This is a genomic window from Polynucleobacter sp. AP-Sanab-80-C2, assembly GCF_035012965.1.
Classification (GTDB): Bacteria; Pseudomonadota; Gammaproteobacteria; order Burkholderiales; family Burkholderiaceae; genus Polynucleobacter.
On sequence record NZ_JAYGQS010000008.1, the window covers coordinates 27900 to 47684 of the forward strand.

At 46.6% G+C, this 19785-nt stretch carries 20 protein-coding genes; 7 read left to right on the forward strand and 13 right to left on the reverse strand.

Going from position 1 to position 19785, the window contains the following annotated elements; translation table 11 throughout:
• Positions 1-2985 (reverse strand): PD-(D/E)XK nuclease family protein, encoded by a 2985-nt coding sequence (locus VC178_RS11070; protein WP_323482569.1) that lies wholly within the window; start codon positions 2983-2985, stop codon positions 1-3.
• A gap of 122 nt (positions 2986-3107) precedes the next feature.
• On the opposite strand from VC178_RS11070, the gene trxA reads away from it, so the two are divergent.
• The 5 genes from trxA to VC178_RS11095 all read left to right on the forward strand — a co-directional run bounded on the left by trxA (position 3108) and on the right by VC178_RS11095 (position 8699).
• Positions 3108-3434 carry a thioredoxin TrxA gene (gene trxA, locus VC178_RS11075; protein ID WP_068948270.1) on the forward strand — a complete coding sequence of 109 codons (327 nt, stop codon included), beginning with the start codon at positions 3108-3110 and terminating at the stop codon, positions 3432-3434.
• A 262-nt stretch (positions 3435-3696) separates the two neighbouring features.
• The gene (gene rho / locus VC178_RS11080) at positions 3697-4959 is read left to right on the forward strand and encodes a transcription termination factor Rho (protein ID WP_011903147.1); all 1263 of its coding nucleotides are present in this window, start codon (positions 3697-3699) and stop codon (positions 4957-4959) included.
• Positions 4960-5135: 176 nt separating this feature from the next.
• Complete coding sequence (locus tag VC178_RS11085) at positions 5136-5483, forward strand: type B 50S ribosomal protein L31 (RefSeq protein WP_215295051.1); 348 nt, start codon at positions 5136-5138, stop codon at positions 5481-5483.
• Positions 5484-5585: 102 nt separating this feature from the next.
• Positions 5586-7304 (forward strand): ArnT family glycosyltransferase, encoded by a 1719-nt coding sequence (locus VC178_RS11090; protein WP_215295053.1) that lies wholly within the window; start codon positions 5586-5588, stop codon positions 7302-7304.
• Positions 7305-7307: 3 nt separating this feature from the next.
• A complete protein-coding gene (locus VC178_RS11095) occupies positions 7308-8699 on the forward strand; it encodes an MATE family efflux transporter (RefSeq protein WP_215295055.1) in 1392 nt (463 codons plus the stop codon).
• A 14-nt stretch (positions 8700-8713) separates the two neighbouring features.
• On the opposite strand, the gene VC178_RS11100 is transcribed toward VC178_RS11095, so the two are convergent.
• The 8 genes from VC178_RS11100 to VC178_RS11135 form a co-directional block, all read right to left on the reverse strand.
• The gene (locus tag VC178_RS11100) at positions 8714-9175 is read right to left on the reverse strand and encodes a glycine zipper family protein (protein ID WP_323482570.1); all 462 of its coding nucleotides are present in this window, start codon (positions 9173-9175) and stop codon (positions 8714-8716) included.
• A gap of 44 nt (positions 9176-9219) precedes the next feature.
• Positions 9220-9675 (reverse strand): hypothetical protein, encoded by a 456-nt coding sequence (locus VC178_RS11105; RefSeq protein WP_323482571.1) that lies wholly within the window; start codon positions 9673-9675, stop codon positions 9220-9222.
• A gap of 161 nt (positions 9676-9836) precedes the next feature.
• Positions 9837-10838 (reverse strand): Bug family tripartite tricarboxylate transporter substrate binding protein, encoded by a 1002-nt coding sequence (locus VC178_RS11110; RefSeq protein ID WP_416350559.1) that lies wholly within the window; start codon positions 10836-10838, stop codon positions 9837-9839.
• A 33-nt stretch (positions 10839-10871) separates the two neighbouring features.
• Positions 10872-11435, reverse strand: coding sequence for a disulfide bond formation protein B (locus VC178_RS11115; protein WP_323482573.1), 564 nt, complete (start codon positions 11433-11435; stop codon positions 10872-10874).
• Positions 11436-11440: 5 nt separating this feature from the next.
• Positions 11441-11599, reverse strand: coding sequence for a DUF5993 family protein (locus tag VC178_RS11120; RefSeq protein ID WP_215295061.1), 159 nt, complete (start codon positions 11597-11599; stop codon positions 11441-11443).
• A gap of 124 nt (positions 11600-11723) precedes the next feature.
• Positions 11724-12782, reverse strand: coding sequence for an alpha/beta hydrolase (locus tag VC178_RS11125; RefSeq protein WP_323482574.1), 1059 nt, complete (start codon positions 12780-12782; stop codon positions 11724-11726).
• Positions 12783-12829: 47 nt separating this feature from the next.
• On the reverse strand, positions 12830-13522 hold the full coding sequence (locus tag VC178_RS11130; protein ID WP_323482575.1) for a fumarylacetoacetate hydrolase family protein: 693 nt from the start codon (positions 13520-13522) through the stop codon (positions 12830-12832).
• Positions 13523-13560: 38 nt separating this feature from the next.
• The gene (locus VC178_RS11135; RefSeq protein WP_215295067.1) at positions 13561-13833 is read right to left on the reverse strand and encodes a SemiSWEET transporter; all 273 of its coding nucleotides are present in this window, start codon (positions 13831-13833) and stop codon (positions 13561-13563) included.
• 106 nt (positions 13834-13939) lie between these two features.
• On the opposite strand from VC178_RS11135, the gene VC178_RS11140 reads away from it, so the two are divergent.
• Positions 13940-14938 (forward strand): Bug family tripartite tricarboxylate transporter substrate binding protein, encoded by a 999-nt coding sequence (locus VC178_RS11140; RefSeq protein WP_215295069.1) that lies wholly within the window; start codon positions 13940-13942, stop codon positions 14936-14938.
• An 82-nt stretch (positions 14939-15020) separates the two neighbouring features.
• Here the strand turns inward: VC178_RS11140 and VC178_RS11145 are convergent, their stop codons facing one another.
• The 4 genes from VC178_RS11145 to VC178_RS11160 all read right to left on the reverse strand — a co-directional run bounded on the left by VC178_RS11145 (position 15021) and on the right by VC178_RS11160 (position 18746).
• Positions 15021-16010 (reverse strand): tripartite tricarboxylate transporter substrate binding protein, encoded by a 990-nt coding sequence (locus tag VC178_RS11145; RefSeq protein WP_323482576.1) that lies wholly within the window; start codon positions 16008-16010, stop codon positions 15021-15023.
• 112 nt (positions 16011-16122) lie between these two features.
• The gene (locus VC178_RS11150) at positions 16123-16944 is read right to left on the reverse strand and encodes a hypothetical protein (protein WP_323482577.1); all 822 of its coding nucleotides are present in this window, start codon (positions 16942-16944) and stop codon (positions 16123-16125) included.
• A gap of 18 nt (positions 16945-16962) precedes the next feature.
• A complete protein-coding gene (locus tag VC178_RS11155; RefSeq protein WP_323482578.1) occupies positions 16963-17763 on the reverse strand; it encodes a class II aldolase/adducin family protein in 801 nt (266 codons plus the stop codon).
• Entirely contained in the window at positions 17760-18746 is a 987-nt protein-coding gene (locus VC178_RS11160; protein WP_215295076.1) for a Bug family tripartite tricarboxylate transporter substrate binding protein, read from the reverse strand. The genes VC178_RS11155 and VC178_RS11160 overlap by 4 nt, the downstream gene beginning before the upstream one ends.
• Positions 18747-18857: 111 nt before the next feature.
• Here VC178_RS11160 and VC178_RS11165 point away from each other — a divergent pair, with 111 nt between their 5' ends.
• Positions 18858-19745, forward strand: coding sequence for a fumarylacetoacetate hydrolase family protein (locus VC178_RS11165; RefSeq protein ID WP_323482579.1), 888 nt, complete (start codon positions 18858-18860; stop codon positions 19743-19745).
• The last annotated feature ends 40 nt before the right edge of the window (positions 19746-19785 follow it).

Consider the following 19785-nt stretch of genomic DNA (forward strand, 5'->3'; position numbering starts at 1 on the left):
TCACCAGATCCCCTTTCTGCAAATGCCCCGCGCTTCACAGTATTGACACACCCCTTCAGGCGCAAATGCTTGCATGGGCTTTTTAGCCCACAGCTGCTCTATATCTTCTGTGATTTGCTCAGAAAACTGCTGCATCATGGCTGGCATATCGACTACCTCTTGACCTCGTAATGCTTTGTGGTCACCCTTGGAAAGATCAGCTTTTAGCGCCACCCACTCTGCCTGCTGAACTACATGACCCGTGAGCTTATGATTTTCTTGCTCTTCGTTAGCAGCACGGGCATATATCAATAATTGCGGGTCATCTAAAAGATGCTCCGCGCGTACTTTGACTCTCTCAAAGCGTTGATTTTTGTAATCAATCACTGAGGCCAGCGCGTTATCGCCGACCTGTACGTCATAGCGATCTGCAAAGCCCTCAATGCGAATCGTTTTAGGAGCGCCTTCGGCATCTTTAAACGGTAGATCAAAGCCAACTTTGACTTCGCCGTCAAAATATTGCCAGCCCGCTTGCTCGCGTTGCAATTGCCAATCAATAAAACTTGGGATTTGTTTTTGCCAATCTCGCAATGTACCCATCACTCTGGCATCGCCTTCAATCAAAGCAGCAAACTCTTGTTCCGAATGAATGGTAAGACTCTTTTCCATCCAGACGCGTCTTTGATCTTGATCTGTCTTGATGGCCGGATTGGTGTGTTCTTGAGTTTTCAGTGCTTGATAAAAACGCTTGAGTAATTTGTGCAAGGTCTGCCCTGCTAAGGAAGCATCAAAGCCCTCATCAAAACCTTTATTCTTTCTTAAGCCCAATAAGCTACGCACGTAATAGCGATATGGACAATCGCGAAGAGCCTTATAGGCACTCGGACTGATCGATAAGGGCATGGGCAATGCTTCTTCAAAATGCGCAACTGCCATATCCATCGGACTAGATTGAAAGGCTCGCTTTTTGAGCTGTGTGGGAATAGCCAGCCATCCAAGCTGATTTTGTAAGCGCTGTAGCCATGCCGCTGGTCTCAATGGCTCTCCGTTATTACTCTTACTTTGCCAAAGCAAATCGACATTGGGGCATGACACTAACAGTTGAGAAAGATCTCTCGCCTGCTGCACAAACTGCATTGCAACGGTAGAAGTCTTTAAGAGTTGATTGAGCGCATCTGAAAAAAATAAGGGCGGCTCTGAGTACGCTGGCAGCTGCTGTTCATCGCAACCTGCCACTACGACTGCTTCAAAGTCACGCAGACGCGTTGAGCTCAGTGGCAAGATGCTGAGAGTTGCCTGAGCTTCCTTGCCAACTTCTTGATAGCTTGCGCCTTCAATCACGGTTTTGAGCAAACTCAGCCACTCGCTTAAACGAATGAGCACTGCTTGATACTGCGTCTTACTTAAATCAAATGTCTTGAGCACCTCTAATAGTTGCTTACCAGCAGAGTCTTGATGAAGGCTTTGTGCCATACCTGTATCTTGAAGATTGGTTTGCAACAGCCTATAAGCCTGATTGCAATCAACCTTGAGCGTCAGCCATTCATGATGTCGCTCTCTGACAAACTGCAATAACTCCAATAGAGCAGCGCTTGGCATGTTGCTTGAAGTTTTGGCCGCATTATCTTGCGCGCCTTCAATAGCTAGGTGGAAAGTTTTCCAACCAGACTCGGCCTTGCTTGCCACCAAGATATCTTCTAATTCTGTAATGAGTCCAGTGCAGGTATCTGGATCTCGGTTGAGAACTTTTCCAAGATCAAAAAAGGGATTCTGTAAAAACTCGAGTAATGCTTTTGCACTTGGTCCATCCTTAGGCGCTTTGATGAGCTCCAACCAACTATTTAAGGCTGCCGCTGCACGCGTTGTCGATAACTTCCAACCAGTCTCATCACGAATATTCAGTGCGGGACCCAATCTTGCCAGCAGTGCTCGCGCCCTTCTCGCCACTAAACGATCTTGCGCAACGAGTGCTAGCTTGGTCTTACCATCGATAAGATGTTGCTCAATAGTTTTAGCAGCGGCCCAAGCCAGTTCTTCAAAGCGTTTCGCTGAGATCAGACGCCACGCTTTGCTTTGTGTCCGTTTGGCATTGCTTAATGCCTGGGCCTTTGCCTGCAGGTCATCTTCAATGCAAATCGCTTCTGACCACAAGCCCACATCGCGCCAATCCATCTTGACCTCTACAACGGGCGCATATTGGGCATACTCACTCAGTAAGTTGCTAATAATCTCTTGGTCAATTGGCGTGGGATCGGCAGTCTCTACCCAAATGAGAGGTCTTGCTTGATTTACTTCTTGAGCGGCTGCGATAGTTTCAAGGTGTGCCACCATTGCAAACTGATTCCGAAATACTGGATCGCTCATGCTCGTGGTATAGCGCCAGAAAGTGAGCAAGACTTTAGTTTCTTGATCAACCACTTTTCGCGCCATCCCGGAATAGACTTTGGCGACGGTCATATCCAATAATGCTTGCGCTTGATCACCCCAGACTTCACCAATATTGCTCTGCTTGGCTTGATCCTCTTGCATCAATGCATGGATTTGTTTTTGTAATTGCGGACACACTGCTTTGGATAAGGTGTCGCATGCTTCCACAATCGCTTGCGCTAACCCCCATGCGCCAGTTTCACTCTCTGCTTTAAACCACGCTTGCAATTCTGGATGTTTACGCAAAGTGGTGTAGACACCCAGCCATCTCTCTAAATCCGTTTGTTTTTTTGGAAATTTCCATGCGCCTGGCGCTGCTTCCAACCAATCGGTAAAACTAATCACTTGTGGCAAGAATGCAATCTTGGGATCGAGATGTTGAGGTCGATATTTTTCAAGTGCTGCCCTCACCCCGATGAGGGGGCCTGCAGTGCTGAGTACCACTAAGGGGCGCTGCTGGGTTTGCGCCGCACCATCCCAAATACCCCTTGCTAACTGTTCCAACGCAGTAGCATCAGGCGTGATGGCCCATGGCTGCACTTGCTTTTGATCGGAAATTGTCGGGAATGGGTGAAGCATGAATGGAGTAATTTATCTATTTTGAGCAGAATGTTTCGCTTATTGCTAATATAAGCTCTGTAACGCCACAATTAACCAACTCGCTAAATGCGTAGCTAAATAAGCCTAAATAAGGAATTTTCATGAGTGCCGGCATTAAATATGTAACTGACGCCTCTTTCGAACAAGACGTCCTCAAGTCCGATAAACCTGTACTGCTCGACTTCTGGGCTGAATGGTGTGGTCCTTGCAAAATGATTGGTCCCATCCTGGAAGAACTCTCCGGTGAGTATGGCGACAAGCTGCAAATCGCAAAAATGAACGTGGATGAGAACCAAGGTGTCCCTGCCCAGTTCAATATTCGTGGCATTCCGACCTTGATCTTATTCAAAAATGGCACTGTAGCTGCTCAAAAAGTAGGCGCTTTGGCCAAATCTCAGTTGACTGCATTTATTGATAGTCATCTGTAAATCATCTCAGACCACAGGTTCACCCGTTGAGCCTGTGGTATTTACCTATTGCTAGCTCTTGCCAGACCCGTTTTTTAGTGTAGTATTGCATTTAACAGTAGTTCAGCGCCTTCTTGAGAGCGCCCCTTTCCAGCAATTTACCTCCCCCTTCTTTTAGCAAACTCCAAAATTCTGTCTTCCCATATCTGCGTGATCTCCATCAACGCGGCGATACCCCAAAACAAATTTCCCTTATTCATTTTTATCAACACCCGAGAACCACATGCAATTAACTGAACTCAAAGTCCTCCACGTATCTGCCCTGCTCGAAATGGCAGCTAGCTTGGAGATTGAAAACACGCAACGGATGCGCAAACAAGAATTGATGTTTGCGATTCTGAAGAAACGCGCTAAAGCTGGTGAAACCGTTTTCGGTGATGGCACTTTGGAAGTCTTGCCGGATGGCTTTGGCTTCTTGCGCTCTCCAGAAGCCTCTTACATGGCTTCTCCAGACGATATTTATATCTCTCCAGCGCAGATTCGCCGCTTTAACTTACACACTGGTGACAGCGTAGAAGGTGAAGTACGCACCCCTAAAGATGGTGAGCGTTACTTTGCTTTGGTAAAGGTCGACAAGATCAACGGTTTGGCTCCAGAAGCCCTCAAGAACCGCATCATGTTCGAGAACTTAACCCCTTTGCACCCAAACCGGGTAATCAGTCTTGAGCGCGATATCAAGGCAGAAGAAAACTTGACTGGCCGCATTATCGACATGATCTCCCCAATTGGTTACGGCCAACGTGGTCTGATCGTAGCATCACCAAAGTCTGGCAAGACCGTGATGATGCAACACATTGCACACGCTATTGCCGCAAATAATCCTGAAGCGATTCTCATCGTCTTGCTCGTTGACGAGCGCCCTGAAGAGGTGACTGAGATGCAACGCTCGGTGCGCGGTGAAGTGGTTGCCTCTACTTTCGATGAGCCAGCTGTCCGTCACGTTCAAGTTGCCGAGATGGTGATTGAAAAAGCAAAACGTTTAGTAGAGATGGGTAAAGATGTGATCATCTTGCTTGACTCGATTACTCGCTTAGCACGCGCCTACAACACCGTAGTGCCTTCATCAGGCAAAGTACTTTCTGGTGGTGTGGATGCCAACGCATTACAACGTCCAAAACGCTTCTTCGGTGCAGCGCGTAATATTGAAGAAGGCGGTTCATTAACCATCATCGCTACTGCCCTGATTGAAACCGGTAGCCGCATGGATGACCTCATCTATGAAGAGTTCAAAGGTACCGGCAATATGGAAGTTCATCTTGAGCGTCGTCTGGCTGAGCGTCGTGTTTACCCATCGATTAACCTTAATAAGTCTGGCACCCGTCGTGAGGAGCTCTTGGTGAAAGCTGAGAACCTCCAGAAGATCTGGGTATTGCGTAAATTGCTGGCTGATATGGATGACATTGAGGCGATGAACTTCATCGTCGATAAGCTCAAATCGACTAAAAACAACGGCGAATTCTTTGACCTGATGCGTCGCGGAGGCTAATTTAGGGGTCTAGGGGTTGATTTAGCCCCTTTTGGACTCCAAAAGCGCGCTTTGTTATTGATTTCATGGCATAATTTCGCCTTTGTTGCACCAATCACTGCTTTTAACTTGGGAAAGTATTTAAGTTGCCATCATCAAACGGCGACATAAACGGCTACCCGCTCATAGGACTCAAAATGAAACCTGGCATTCACCCCGAATATCGTGAAATCGTCTTTGTAGACGTTTCCAATAACTTCAGCTTCAAGACTCGCTCCACTATGTCTACTAAAGAGACAATCAAGTGGGAAGATGGCAAGGAATATCCTTTGGCCAAGATCGAGACTTCATCTGAATCACACCCTTTCTACACTGGTACCCAAAAAATCATGGATACCGCTGGTCGTGTTGAGAAATTCCGTCAGAAATTCGGTACCAAAGCGGTTGCTAAGGCTGCTGGTGATGGCGCTGCTAAAACGGCTGAGAAAAAAGCGGCGGCTGCAGAAGCTAAAGCTGCTGAAAAGTCAGCTAAGAAGAAGGCTTAATACACTTCATATTCGCAGGGTATGGCAATGCCCTTCTCTGCGAGATAATCAAGGCAGCGTTTGCTGCCTTTTTTATTGCTTGTTTTTGTTTAAATAAAGTTCATGGTCAAACTCACTGCCGCTGCTACTAAATCGATTCCGCGCATCATTATTTTTGCGTTGACTTTGATTTATGGTTTTGCAGGTCTCTTCTTCCGTGATCCTTGGAAGAATGAAGATGCGATTGGTTTTGGCGGCATGTGGACTTTGTTTCGCGGCAACTCGATCGATTGGCTCGTGCCTCACTTAGCAGGTCGTGATGTTTCATTAGGTACACCATTGCCTTACTGGATGGGCGCCACTCTCATTAAATTATTTGGCGGCTTCATTGGCGCTGCTAATGCAGCGCGCTTATATTCCGCGATTTGCTTTTTTGCTGCTGCACTGGCAATTTGGTATGCCACGTATTTATTAGGTCGTCGCCGTGAAGTGCAGCCGATGGCTTTTGCAGTGGGTGGCCAGCCTGACCTGAAAAGTTATGGCATGACGCTTGCCGATGGCGCATTGTTGATCTTCTTAGCTTGCGTCGGTCTTGCTCAGCGTGCCCATGAAACAACGCCGATGATGGCGCAACTAATGGGTATTAGTATCGTGCTCTATGGCACTGTACGTGGATTAGACAAACCATGGCAAGGGGGATTATGGACAGGCCTTGGTATTGCGATCGTAGCGCTATCTAGCAATCTCACTTTAAGTCTGATCGTTGTCACCTCGACCATCATTGCGGTGATCGCTAGTAATGCTAAGTTACGCTTTCGTTGGACTTTGACCAGTACTGTTTTAGGTCTCATTGGTTTTGCGATTTGGCCAGCGCTTTGGTACCTAGCTGACCTACCAGCTGGCTGGCGCCACATTGCTCAAGAAGGCTGGCGCAATATGCCGGAGATGCGTTCTACTCCATCGCTTGAATCCTTAAGTTTTTTGAGTGTGAACTTCTGGGCTTATGCCTGGCCGGTATGGCCATTAGCATTGATCTCTTTAGGGCACTGGGGTCGCGTTAAAGAAGCAGGGTCTTGGCGCGCTCCCCACCTTTGTATTCCGCTGAGCTTATTTATTGGTACCTTGATTTACGTCCTATTCCGCCTCGAGGCAAATGAACATGATCTGATGATCATGATTCCTAGCCTGTCGATCATCGCTGCTTTTAGCTTACCGATTCTTAAACGTAGCATCATCAGCTTTATTGATTGGTTTGCGATGTTCAGCTTTACGCTAATTGCCTTAGCCATTTGGATTATCTGGCTCGCAAAAGTCACCGGCTATCCAGAATCTACCGCTGCCAATATTGCACGCTTACTTCCCGGTTTTGAAGGTCAATTGAATTGGCTTGCATTTATCGTCGCACTTGCGATTACTGGCGTCTGGCTCTCGGTGGTGCGCTGGAGAACATCGCGCGCCCCTAAGGAAATCTGGCGCTGCTTGATTATCTCGGCATCAGGTACTACCTTGATGTGGGTATTACTCATGACTCTATGGCTACCTACTATTAACTTTGCTAAAACCTATCGTCCGGTATCTGCTCGTCTGGCACAAGTCGTTCCTACAGGCGGCGGATGCATTAACACCAGCAATATTGGTTCGGCCCAGTTAGCCTCATTTGACTACTTTACTAAACTGACTTTACGTGATGATCCAGATTGTCCTTGGATGCTGACGCATAACCAATCTGAAGCAAAAGCCTACGCGCAACTTAATAACAAAAAACTTCGCCTTCTCTGGGAAGATCGTCGCGCCGCTGACCGCGATGAGCGTTTGCGTCTATATGAAGTGATTCCGGAATAAGGCGTGCTGCACTTTAAGCTATCACGCCTACGTGAGGACGTTCCCGCTCTACTAAAACTCGCCGGTCCTCTGCTCATTGGTCAACTCGCTGTCATTACCTTTGGGGTTTTAGATACCGCAATGACGGCACGTTACTCTGCCGATGATCTAGCAGCATTAGCCATGGCTTCAGCCATCTTCATTAGTATCTATGTTGGTCTCACTGGCGTCGTGTCTGCTCTCGCTCCAATCGCTGGGCAACTTTTTGGCGCAAAACGCTATAGCGAGATTGGCGAAGAAGTTCGTCAAGCAACTTGGCTTGCTTTAGGTTTATCTATTCTCGGTTGTTTTATCTTACTCAATGCGGATCATTTATTGGCGATCTCGCAAATTAGTTCTGATATTGAAGACAAGGCGAGGCTATATCTCAGCATCTTGGCGCTTGGCTTACCAGCAAGTATGGGTATGCGCATCCTCATGGGATTACATAACGCCGTCTCCCGCCCTACAGTCATTACCGTGGTGCAATTAATTGGATTAGGCCTCAAGATTCCCTTAAATCTTCTGTTTATTTATGGCGGCTTAGGCATTGAAGGGATGGGTGGCCCAGGCTGTGCGGTTGCTACCGTCATCATCAACTGGTCTTGGCTGTTAATGACTCTAGGCTTTGTACTGTTTGATCGCTTTTATCTACCCTTCAAAATATTCGAGCGCTTTAGCCTACCTGATTGGCCTCGCATTTGGACTTTATTAAAGCTAGGTACGCCGATTGGCTTTAGCTATCTGATTGAAGTCACCTCCTTTACCTTCATGTCCTTGTTTATTGCGCGTTTAGGCACTACTGCTCTAGCGGGGCATCAAATTGTGGCCAATATGGGAACCGTAATTTATATGGTGCCACTCTCACTCTCGATTGCCACGATGACTTTAGTATCTCAATCGATTGGTGCTAATAAGCCAGAACGCGCTGAAGAAATTGGTTGGTCCTCGGTTTTCTTTACAACCACTTTGTGCATCATGATTGGTATTGCTGTCTGGGTGTTCCGCATTCAGCTATTAGATTTATATGATCCACCAGAGGAAGTGAAAGCATTTTCCATACCCCTCTTTTTGTTTATTGCTTTTTATCAAATCTTTGATGCCTTGCAAGTGACTGCCGCATTTATTTTGCGAGCATATCGGATCGCCTTTTGGCCTATGCTCATTTATGCAGGCTCACTCTGGGGTGTAGGTCTTGGTGGCGGTTACTTGATGGGCTTTAATGTATTAGGTAATACGCCCATATTCTTGCAAGGTGCCAATGGCTTTTGGGCTGGCAACAGCATTAGCCTGGGGTTAGCTGGCTGCTTACTACTCTACTTATTTAGAAGAACGGCGGAGCGCTATGAGAAAACACATCCGCCAGTCGAGCTGTAAAACTACTGTGGAACTTAGCGGTAGCTCGGTCCTGAGACAGGTGCCGCATAACTAGGAACCTGATTGCCTTTAGAGTACATGCACTGTTGGTAGGCAATGTTGTATTGAGTTTGCGCTTGGTTTTGTTTGCCAGCTGAGTTCATAGCACCCATCGCAGCGCCACCCAATAAACCAACACCTGCGCCAGTACCAATGTTCGGACTACTACCACCCTGAATCACTGCACCAGCAGCGGCGCCTAAGGCGGCACCAATAGCGGCACTGGTAGCACCTTCTTTTAAGGCAGCATTACTGGTATCTTTGACAGCATTGTCAGCAAACTCACGGCACTGCTTATCTTCCTGTTGAAACACCTCAAACGGTTTACCTTCGCGCGGCATGATCGCAATCGTAGGTCCAGTTGGCGCAGATACGCATCCAGCTAGTGAAGTGAATACAGAAACAGTCAATACTGCGATACGAGCAAATCGTTTCATAACAAACCTTTAAATATTCTGAAATAAGCTGGATAAATACAGCATCAATACTGTGGACGTCTTGGTTGAGTGTTGCTCGTAGGTGGCGTTGCTGCTTGTATCTGCCAACCTGTTGGACACTCTTGTGCGTATGGGAAATACTTGCCGCTAGCTTCACAGTAATACCAAACTGCCGGCTGAGGCTGAGCTGCCAATACCATTGGTTGCTGAGGCGGCATATAGACTACAGGCGGAGCATAAACTACGGGAGGTGCGTAGTAGTTAGCATATGGGCCGTAATACCCGCCACCATAAGCCCAATTACCACGCCAACCTGGGCCGTAACCATGGCCCCAACCAGGACCGTAGGCGGCAGGACGCCAACCACCACCGTAACCGCCATGGCCACCGCCAACTGAGACATTCCAACCCACATTGCCTGCTTGAGCAGCTACGGGAGCAAATGCCAGTAGAGCTGCTATGGCGATTCCTAAGATACTGAATTGATTGATCTGTTTCATGATTGACCCCCCATTTGGTCCTACGTGGTCTTCTATTTCTTGATACTGATATTCTAGTTTTTACTGGTTTTACTATCAATGTCTTACTATTAATAACGCCTCAAATTCACTCAAGCTGACAAGAAAGTAACTTATTTATTAGCACTGTTATTTGTGCCACCCTACTGATCTAATTTTGCTCCAGATTGCTTTACTACCCTACTCCATTTAGCAGACTCCTGGGTAATCAATTTAGAAAGCTCATTGGGGCTTCCCGGGGCGGGATCTAAGCCCCCCGCCAAAAGACGAGTTCTAACTTCAGGATTATTCAGCGTTTTTCTAGTTAACTGATTGAGATGCTTTTGAACGGCAGGCGGTAAGTTCGCTGGCGCCATTAAAGAAAACCAAGAAACTGCCTCAAATCCAGGCAAGCCCTGTTCCGCCAATGTGGGAATGTCAGTGGCAGCTTGAGAACGCTTGAGGGTAGTGACACCTAAAGCCTGCACTTCACCAGCTTTAATTAAAGGCAGTGAAGATGACAAGTTATCAAAGAGCATGGAGATACGACCACTGACTAAATCTGGTAAGGACTGTGCGCGCCCCTTATACGGAATATGCCGAATTTGTACGCCAGCCATCTCTTTAAATAATTCACCGGACATATGCAATGAAGTACCTACACCCGAAGAACCAAAGGTCAGTTGATTGGGTTTGGCTTTTGCAAGTTCAATGAGCTCTTGCAAGTTATTCACGCCCAGTTGTTTATTAACGATGAGTACATTAGGAGTACTAGCCAAGAAGCTAATGGGCGTAAAGTCTTTAACGGGGTCAAAGGACATCTTGTCATAAAGCGCACCATTGATCGCATGGATACCTACCGTGCCAATCAGGAGTGTGTAGCCATCAGGCTCACTCTTGGCTACGAGATCAGCACCGATATTGCCACCATAGCCGGGACGGTTTTCAACTAAGACCGGTACACCCAAACTTTGTTGCCAACTCTCAGCTAACACGCGCGCCAAAATATCAGGCGCGCCACCAGGAGTAAAGGTCACCACAATTCGAATAGATTGTTTTGGCCAGTGGGTACTTTTCTGAAGATCTGCTTGAGCTTGCACTAAGAGCGTCACTGCACTGAAGCATATGAATAGAAGCAGGCTCTTAGCTGCCTTAGAGAATCGCATCATCTTAAAGCCCAACCTAGTGGGCATCATCACTTAAAAACCAAATCGGGAGCGCAACCACAGCCAACCCTCATACTTGACTGGATTATCAGCACAAGCGCCAATGCCGCATTCGAGTAGAGTTGAAACGAGATTAGCTAAAACAATCAAAATAAACAGAATGACTAGTGTATTGGCAAACCAAGAACGTGAACGTACTTCACGATTTGGCAGCATTAACAAAATGGCAAAGCCCGCTAATAAGCCAAGATAACCAACGAAAGCCCAAGTATAAAAATGGAGCTCTAAGAAGGTTGCGCCAAAGCCTTTGTCGCCCGGCAGGATGTGGAGCAATACTTGACGCAGAGAAACCATCATCCCCACTAAGCCACCCATCATGCCCCAGCCATAATGCGCTGAGTGCGCACCACAGCGAATATTGAGCACCAAAGCAAATCCAATAATCACAAAGCCCATCCTTTGCATTAAGCAAAGTGGGCAAGGCAACTCACCAAAATACAATTGATCAACAAAGGCATAAGACAAGGTGCCAATCACTGCCAACAAAGCCAGTTGGTTGCCTAAAGCCGCTAAAGAAGGAAAGGATTGTCTGCTCACAATGCTTACAGACTGATATTGAGATGATTCGTTGCATGAAAGCGAAACCAAACCATCAAAATGAGTACGGTGATCGCCAACATTAATAAACCTGCAAAGCGCTTCTCAAACCAGACTAAGAAGAGTCCGATCAACGCTGTCAGAAAAGGTAGGAACATATACATAGGAGAATTCTAGCGCAGGAGACTCTAGAACTCGGTAAACCAGCAATTCAGAGTCTAGAAAATGGTCTTTAGGAATAGCCATTTTCTAAATACGTAAAACCCAAAACAGTGATGTAACTAGTTTTTAATTCTTGCTAGATTGATTGAAGAACTGCACGACTGTTGTAACAAAGAGATCGGGAACCTCTACGTGCGGGACGTGACCAACATTCTCAATCGGCACCAACTTTGCATTCGGAATCACTGCCTGAGCTTTTTTACCCAACTCCGGAAAGTTACCTAATGTCTTTACTGCCTCAGGGGGTGCAAACCGTCTACCAAATACGGTACGATCTTTTTGACCAATCACTAGCAATACCGGCATCTTGAGCTGCGGCAAATCACCGACAACGGGTTTTTCAGCAATCATCTGATACGTGAGCACCGATGTCATTGCATAGGCAGGATAGTCTGGGCCTTTTTGGACGCGAACATAGACTTCAATAAACTTTTCATAAGCAGGCTGCCAAGTCGGAAAATACGTTTGCAAGAAGCGACGATAACTCGTCTCCGTTTGGGCCATCTCTAACTTGAGTAAATTGTCGTTTTGCTGAGGCGGGATATCTTTGCTGTAATCCTCTAGACCTAGAGGATTCTCCAGGACTAACTTTTGTACTGTCTGTGGATAGAGGCGCGCAAAGCGCACACCAACCATGCCGCCCATCGAATTTGTAATCACCGAGACTTGCTTGATACCCAGTGATTTGAGCAAAGCTTTGGTATTGGCAGCTAAATCATCAAAGTGATATGCGACATTTGGCTTAGAAGATTTACCAAAACCAATCTGATCTGGGGCAATCACGCGATACCCTGATTGCGTTAACCCTTTAATCGTAGGCGCCCAATAATCGCTCGAGAAGTTCTTGCCATGAAAGAGCAACACTGCACCCTTTTGTTTGCCTACCGCCGGCACATCCATATAGACCATGCTGGCGGGAACGCCTTGCAAGCTCGTTTTAAATTCTTTGGTTGGATAAGGGTATGGCCATGCACTTAAACGTAAATCTAAAGGACTCGCATTGGTATACAAGCTTGCGGGTGCAGCAGTGCTTGCTACGCTAGGCGCACTTGCTTCATTACTAGCGCAAGCTGCTAACAATAAAGACAGGGTAGAAACTACTACAAGGGTTCTCAAGGTATTCATGTTTTATATTTGGCAGTTGTGCGCTCAGTGAGGCGTTTAATACGTTCTTAAGCGATTTTGGTTTTAAGATTCTTTAATCCCGCAACACTGCCCTCGAGTACATCCCCTTTTTTCACAGGGCCTACGCCTGCGGGTGTGCCGGAGAAAATGAGATCACCTGGCTCCAATGTAAACAGGGTTGAGAGGTATGCAATGGTGTCAGGTACATTCCAGATCAGTTGATTGAGATCACCCGACTGACGCTCTTCACCATTTACTAATAATGTGACTGCGCCCTGGCTAGGATGACCACATTGACTGACTGGCGTAATTTCGCCACAAGGGGCAGATTGGTCAAAAGCTTTACCAGTATCCCAAGGACGGCCCATCTTTTTTGCCTCACCTTGTAAGTCGCGTCTTGTCATATCCAAGCCAACGCCATACCCATAGACATGATCCAAGGCTTTATCGGCAGCAATATTAGAGCCCCCTTTGCCAATAGCGACGACCATTTCAATTTCGTGATGGACGTCTTTTGATAAATTGGGGTAAGCCATATCTTTGCCATCCGTCACGATCGAGTTTGCTGGCTTCATAAAAAAGAATGGTGGCTCACGATCTGGATCATGGCCCATCTCACGCGCATGATCTGCATAGTTACGACCGACGCAATAAATACGATTGACTGCAAAGCGACGGGTGTCACCTGTCACTGGCAAAGAAATCTGTACTGGAGGATCGATAACAAAAGCTGAACTCATGACTTACCTTTCTAAAGGGGGGATTTTTATTGTTTCAGTTATTTAGAAGTATGACGCAATTTCAATAACAAAATACTGAGGGCGAGAGTAAAAGTGAGGGCATTGGCTAATATCAAGGGCCACTTTTCAATAATCAGACCGTAGACCAGCCACAAACCCACTCCTGCAGTAAATAAGGAATACATTCCCAAGGAGATTCCAGAAAGATCTTTGGTGCGCCAAGACTGAATTGCTTGGGGTAAAAACGCAACCGTGGTTAAGAATGCAGCGCAATATCCAATGATCTCAATTTGATGGGGCTCTAGGGTCATGCATTCATTGTAATTAGAGAATGGCTTCAATCCTGAATCTAGTGCAGAAAACCAAATTCTGTAGATAATGGAAACTTGCAGTTCAACCCATTACTAATAATACAAAATGAGACAAAAACTGACCTATTGGATTAGCGCAGCCCTATGCGCTAGCTTCATCGCATCCCCAGTGCTCGCTCAAGGCGATGCTGCACTGAAAAACTATCCGGATAAGTCAATCCGACTAGTAATCCCTTTCCCTCCAGGTGGGGCGACTGATGTGATTGGCCGCATCATGGCACAAGAGCTGTCTAAGACATTGAATCAGCAAGTAGTGCCAGACAACCGCGCTGGAGATAGCGGCAATATTGGCGCTGACTTAGTCGCCAAATCGCCAGCCGATGGCTACACCTTATTGATGGGCGCCCTCACCTCCCATGCCATCAATACAAACTTAGACAAAGACAAGATTAAATACAACCTGGAAAAAGATTTCACTCCAGTGGCCATTGTGGGTGTCGTACCTCTCGTCTTTGTGGTGAACCCATCAGTACCTGTAAAGAATATGAAAGAATTCATCGCCTATGCGAAAGCCAATCCAGGCAAGCTCACTTTTGCCTCTTCTGGCGCTGGCGCTCCACAGCGTCTCGCGATGGAAATGTTCCGTTACCAACTCGGACTAGATATGCTGCATATCCCATATAAAGGGAGCGGCCCTGCTATGACTGACTTGGTTGGAGGGCAAGTACTTAGCATGTCTGAAACCGTTCCAGCCGCTTTGCAATTTATCCAAGCGGGTCAGTTAAGGGCATTGGCAGTGACTACTGCTAAACGCATCAGTCAGTTGCCTGATGTACCGACTGTCACCGAAGCAACCGGCTTACCAAACTTTGACGTGGTGAGTATGTTTGGTATTGAAGCACCAGTAGGAACACCACCAGCCATAGTGAATAAATTGAGCGCAGATATCAAAACCATTTTGCAGCGCCCCGATGTTCAAGAACGTATGCTAGCTGCTGGCGTTTATGTAAATTATCTTTCTCCAGCAGACTCAAGTAAACGTATTCATCGTGAACTCAATATGTGGAGCAAGGTCATTAAGGATGCCAACGTCAAGGCAGACTAAATTACCCATCACGTAGAAAGAATCAAGGGGATCTCGATGAGATCCCCTTTTTGTAATTCAATGCTCTGTAGTTATACCAAGATTACTCGGCCTCGATTTTGGCTTGCTGAGCAACCAACTCCCACTTCTTCTTCTCTGCGGCAATAAAGAGCTTGGTGTTAGCAGGCGTGTCACCTACAGCCCAGCCGCCCAAATCTTTCCAGCGCTGTTTAATTTCTGGGGAGTCTAGTGCTTTCTTTACAGCAATATAGAGTTTGTCGATAACAGGTTTTGGTGTTCCAGCAGGAACGAATAAACCAAACCACGCAGTGACTTCAAAGTTAGGATAACCTGCTTGAATCATCGTTGGTACATCAGGCAATTCTGCAACTCTGTTCTTGCTGGTCACTGCGAGAGCACGTAATTTTCCAGCCTTGATGTATTGCATCGAGCTCGGCAAGTTATCGACCATCATGCTCGTCTGGCCAGCCAATAGATCAGCCAATGCTGGTCCAGCACCTTTATAGGGTACGTGAATAATGTCGATACCAGCTTGTGTTTTAAATAACTCGCCAGACATATGGATTGATTGACCACGGCCAGAAGATGCAAAGGAATATTTACCCGGATTGGCTTTTGCCAAAGCAACCAGCTCAGCAACCGTCTTTGCAGGCACCTCGGGATTGACTACTAGTACGTTTGGGTTAGCAATCACAACAGTGATGGGCTCCATGTCTTCCATCTTATAAGGAAGACTTTTATAAAGGCTGTAGTTAATTGCATTCGGGCCAATATTGCCCATGGCCATGGTGTAACCATCAGCAGGGGCTGCAAGCAAAGCTTGAATACCAATGATGCCTGCGCCACCGGCTTTGTTTTCAATGATCACACTTTGTCCAAGCTCTTTACCCAAAATCTCTGACAGAGCACGCGATGAAATATCAGTTGTACCACCTGGCGCTGCTGTGACAATAATTTTGACGGGTTTATTAGGGAAAGGCTGAGCACTCGTCACAGGGTTCATTGAAAGCGATACGGCAAACGCGGTAGCACCAAGTACGCATGCACGCTTCATAAAATAAAGGCTAAACATAGTTATCTCCAGCTTAGATCAATGTAGTAGTTACCTCTAGGACTTATAGCCCGATGACTCCATATTAAACACATAATGGCAGGTATGCGCATTCTTACCCCGCCCCCTTTTTCTAAGGCAAGGGAATGGAGAAGATAGCCTTCAGCGTCAACGAGTCAGTGCTATTGGAGAAACCCTTCCCTACGCCCGCCTGAAATGAGATCGGCTTTCCATCGTAGTACATCATCAAGAATCCCAGTTGTTGGGTTTTTTGATAATTAATAGGCTGCCCCAACTGATTGAGGTTAGAGTAATACTCTGCCCCTAAGGCTAAATCAGGAATGACTTCTCTGGATAAGCGGGTAGCGGTTGAAAAGTATGGCGATTGATGGACATACGACTGTGAAAGTGGCATATCAATGATGGGGTTAAATGAAAATAACCATTCATCAACATGTTTGCCAAGAATAAAACGGGCTTCTGCGTTGTATCTTGATTCATCAAACTGTGGCTGCACATTAGCAATCTCTAAATTAACCCCAGCAAAAAAATCATCGCCCTTCTCTTCACGATAAGGCAACCACTTCATGCGCACTTTAGTCGCAGCATACTGAAACTTATTATCGTAATTGACATACGAGATATAGAGTCCAGCCTCTAAGTCATGGCCCAGACCGTAGGCCAACTCTGGCGTAATACGCAGACCGTTATTATTCATTACCTCACCTGGATAACTCGGTGTCTGTATTCCACGAGGCGTGCTGTTGACGTGAAGCTCTAAGCTTGATTCACCTTTGGCATTAATCTCATCGTCATACACCTGAATCTCATCTTGCAAAATAGCCATAGCAGCTATTGGAATGATTGCCAGAATGATTAGGGCAACTACTTGCGTGAGGAAGTGCTTCAGATGCCATTGGATGCGTGGCATGAGCAAAATTGACTGCATCTTCATGATGCATCAGTTTAACAACTATTGCGGTTTCTTGACTCTTTCGGTCCAAAGCTGCCAAGGTCGACCAATAGTCTTCTCGATCGTTTCTTGGGCAATCGAGGCTTCACCTGGGGTGAGATATTGAACCTGCCCCATCTTCATTGCTTCCCCTTGAATGCTGGCATTCTGAATCGCATAGACTGCCCTAAAGACAGCCTTTTTGATGGAGTCTGCTCCAGCAGCATAACCGTGGCCACGCATCAGAACAAAATATTGCAAACCCATTGATTGGGATAAGGCATTACCCAACTCCACATTACTGACAAACATATCGGTATCTGGATTAGGTTTTGCAAAATTACGAATTTCAAATATCGGTGCGCCCTCGCCCAAAAAAGAACTCATGTGATACACCGGTTTTAAGGGGGCTCCAGTCAAACCATAAGGCAAGATCGGTGGTGCATGTCCATGAATCACTGAATTGATATCGGGACGATTTTTTAGAATGCCACTATGAATAAATCGTTCGCCATATGCAACCCGAGTGTCGCCATTGAGCGCCTTACCATTCATATCGAACTCTATGATGTCCTCGACCTTAACAGTCGACGGCGCAACACTTCTCGCTAGAAAGAAAGTATTGGGATTGGCAGGATTACGAACGCTAATATGGCCATAGCCATCAACTGCATTTTGGTCATACAAAATATGATTAGCAATCACCAATTCTTCAATGGCTACTTTGACCTTGGGATCTTGCTCCATCTGCTCTTGCACAGAGGCAGCATGAGCCTGCGCAATACCGAGTAATATCAATGAAATCAGAATTCTTTTCATCATTCCACCTTACCAATCTTTCTGACGATCTCGCCCATCTGCGCAGATTCTTTATCCCAGTAGACTTTAAATTCGGGAGCATCCAGATATTGGATGGGGCTTCCTGCGCCATTAATCACAGAGCGTACTCTCTCATCCGTTGAGGCTTGCTTAGCAGCTTCACGTAGCTTATTGGTGATGTAGTCAGGAGTAGCACTAGGCACAAATAATCCAGCCCACTGTGAAAACTCTATCTTCACACCCATTTCTTTAAAGCTGGGTACCTCTGGCATGCTAGCCAATCTGCCATCACCCCAATGGGCTAAAGCACGTACCTTGCCTGCTTTAATTTGCTGAACAATCGAGGATGGCCCAGTAGCAATCGCATCCACCTGTCCTCCCAATAAGCCCACAATCGCTGGCCCAGCTCCCGTATAAGGAATATGCACCATGTAGAACTTTTCAGAAGACTTGAGCATCTCCATCGGCACGTGCATAGTTCCATAGTTTCCTGAAGAACCAAAGTTGTATTTACCAGGATTAGCGCGCATTGCGGCTACAAAAGCTTTGTAATCTTTCCATGGGCTATCTGCGCGCACCACTAATACGGTCGGATCAGCAGTAAAACGGGCAATCGGTTTAAGTTGATTCAACTGAAAAGATTGCTCGCGCCCGACTACTTTGTCAGCCTCGGGAATAATTGAAATGGAAGATAAAGCCATCAAGATGGTGTAACCATCTGGTTTTGATTTAGCCACTGACGCCATACCAATACCACCACCTGCACCCGCCTTATTTTCCACAATCACCGGTTGGCCCAAGATGCGGGACAGCGCTTCAGCCACCGGTCTACCTACGGCATCGGCTACACCACCCGGAGGAAATGGCACGACCATGGTGATCGACTTGGTGGGCCAAGGCTCTAGGGTCTGGGCAAACGCAGAAATTGCCCAACAAGATAATGCGATACAGCCCAACAAACGGCGAACTTGGTATTTTTGTCTCATTTTGTCTCTGAACCGTAATTTCGTTATTATTTATGCTCTTTATCCTACTACAAGAATCATCACAATAAACTAGGGTTAGTCTAGACATAACCCCCACTGGAGATAGTAATCATGAGATACGCAGCATTTTCTTTAAGCAAAGAGCCTTCCAAGACTCGGGTGGGAATCGTAGCGGCTGACGGCAAGACTGTACAAGAGCTTGATTTAGGGGTTGATGTAACTGAAGATGGCATTGTGGCCATCCTTAAATCAGATCTGGCTGGCAAATTACCCAAGCCCATTGCGACGCATGCCATGAGTGATATTCATTTACTCGCCCCCGTTCCAAGACCTCGTAGAAATATTTTCTGTGTTGGCAAAAATTATCATGAGCATGCTAAAGAATTTTCTAATAGCGGATTTGATGGCAGCGCTAAACCAGGCGAGGATATTCCAAGCCATGCCATTTTCTTTACCAAGCCGCCAGAGTCTGTCACCGGCCCAAATACTAATGTCATCATTCCAACCGCTATCTCTACTTGTATCGACTACGAAGCAGAGTTAACGATTGTGATTGGCAAAGGCGGCAAAGGGATTAGCGAAGCGGATGCCATGAAACATGTCTGGGGTTACACCGCTATTAATGATGTGACGGCCCGCGATTGGCAACAACGTCATAAGCAATGGTTCCTTGGCAAGAGTTTTGATACCTTCTGTCCGATGGGCCCCTGGGTTGTGACCGCAGATGAAGTCAATGCCGAAGATATTTCTGTGAAATGCTGGGTCAATGGTGAGTTACGCCAAAACTCCAATACCAAAGATCTGATCTTTGATATTCCGAACATGATTGCCACTGTCTCAGCCGGTATTACGCTTTACCCTGGCGATCTGATTGCCACCGGGACCCCCGTGGGTGTTGGCATCGGATTTAAGCCGCCGAAGTATTTAGCCAATGGCGATGTCGTAGTGGTTGAGATGGGCGGCATTGGCAAGCTTGAAAATACCTTTGTTGCCGTCTAAGTAAGTCAACTGATATTGACTTAAAAAGAAAGCCACCCTA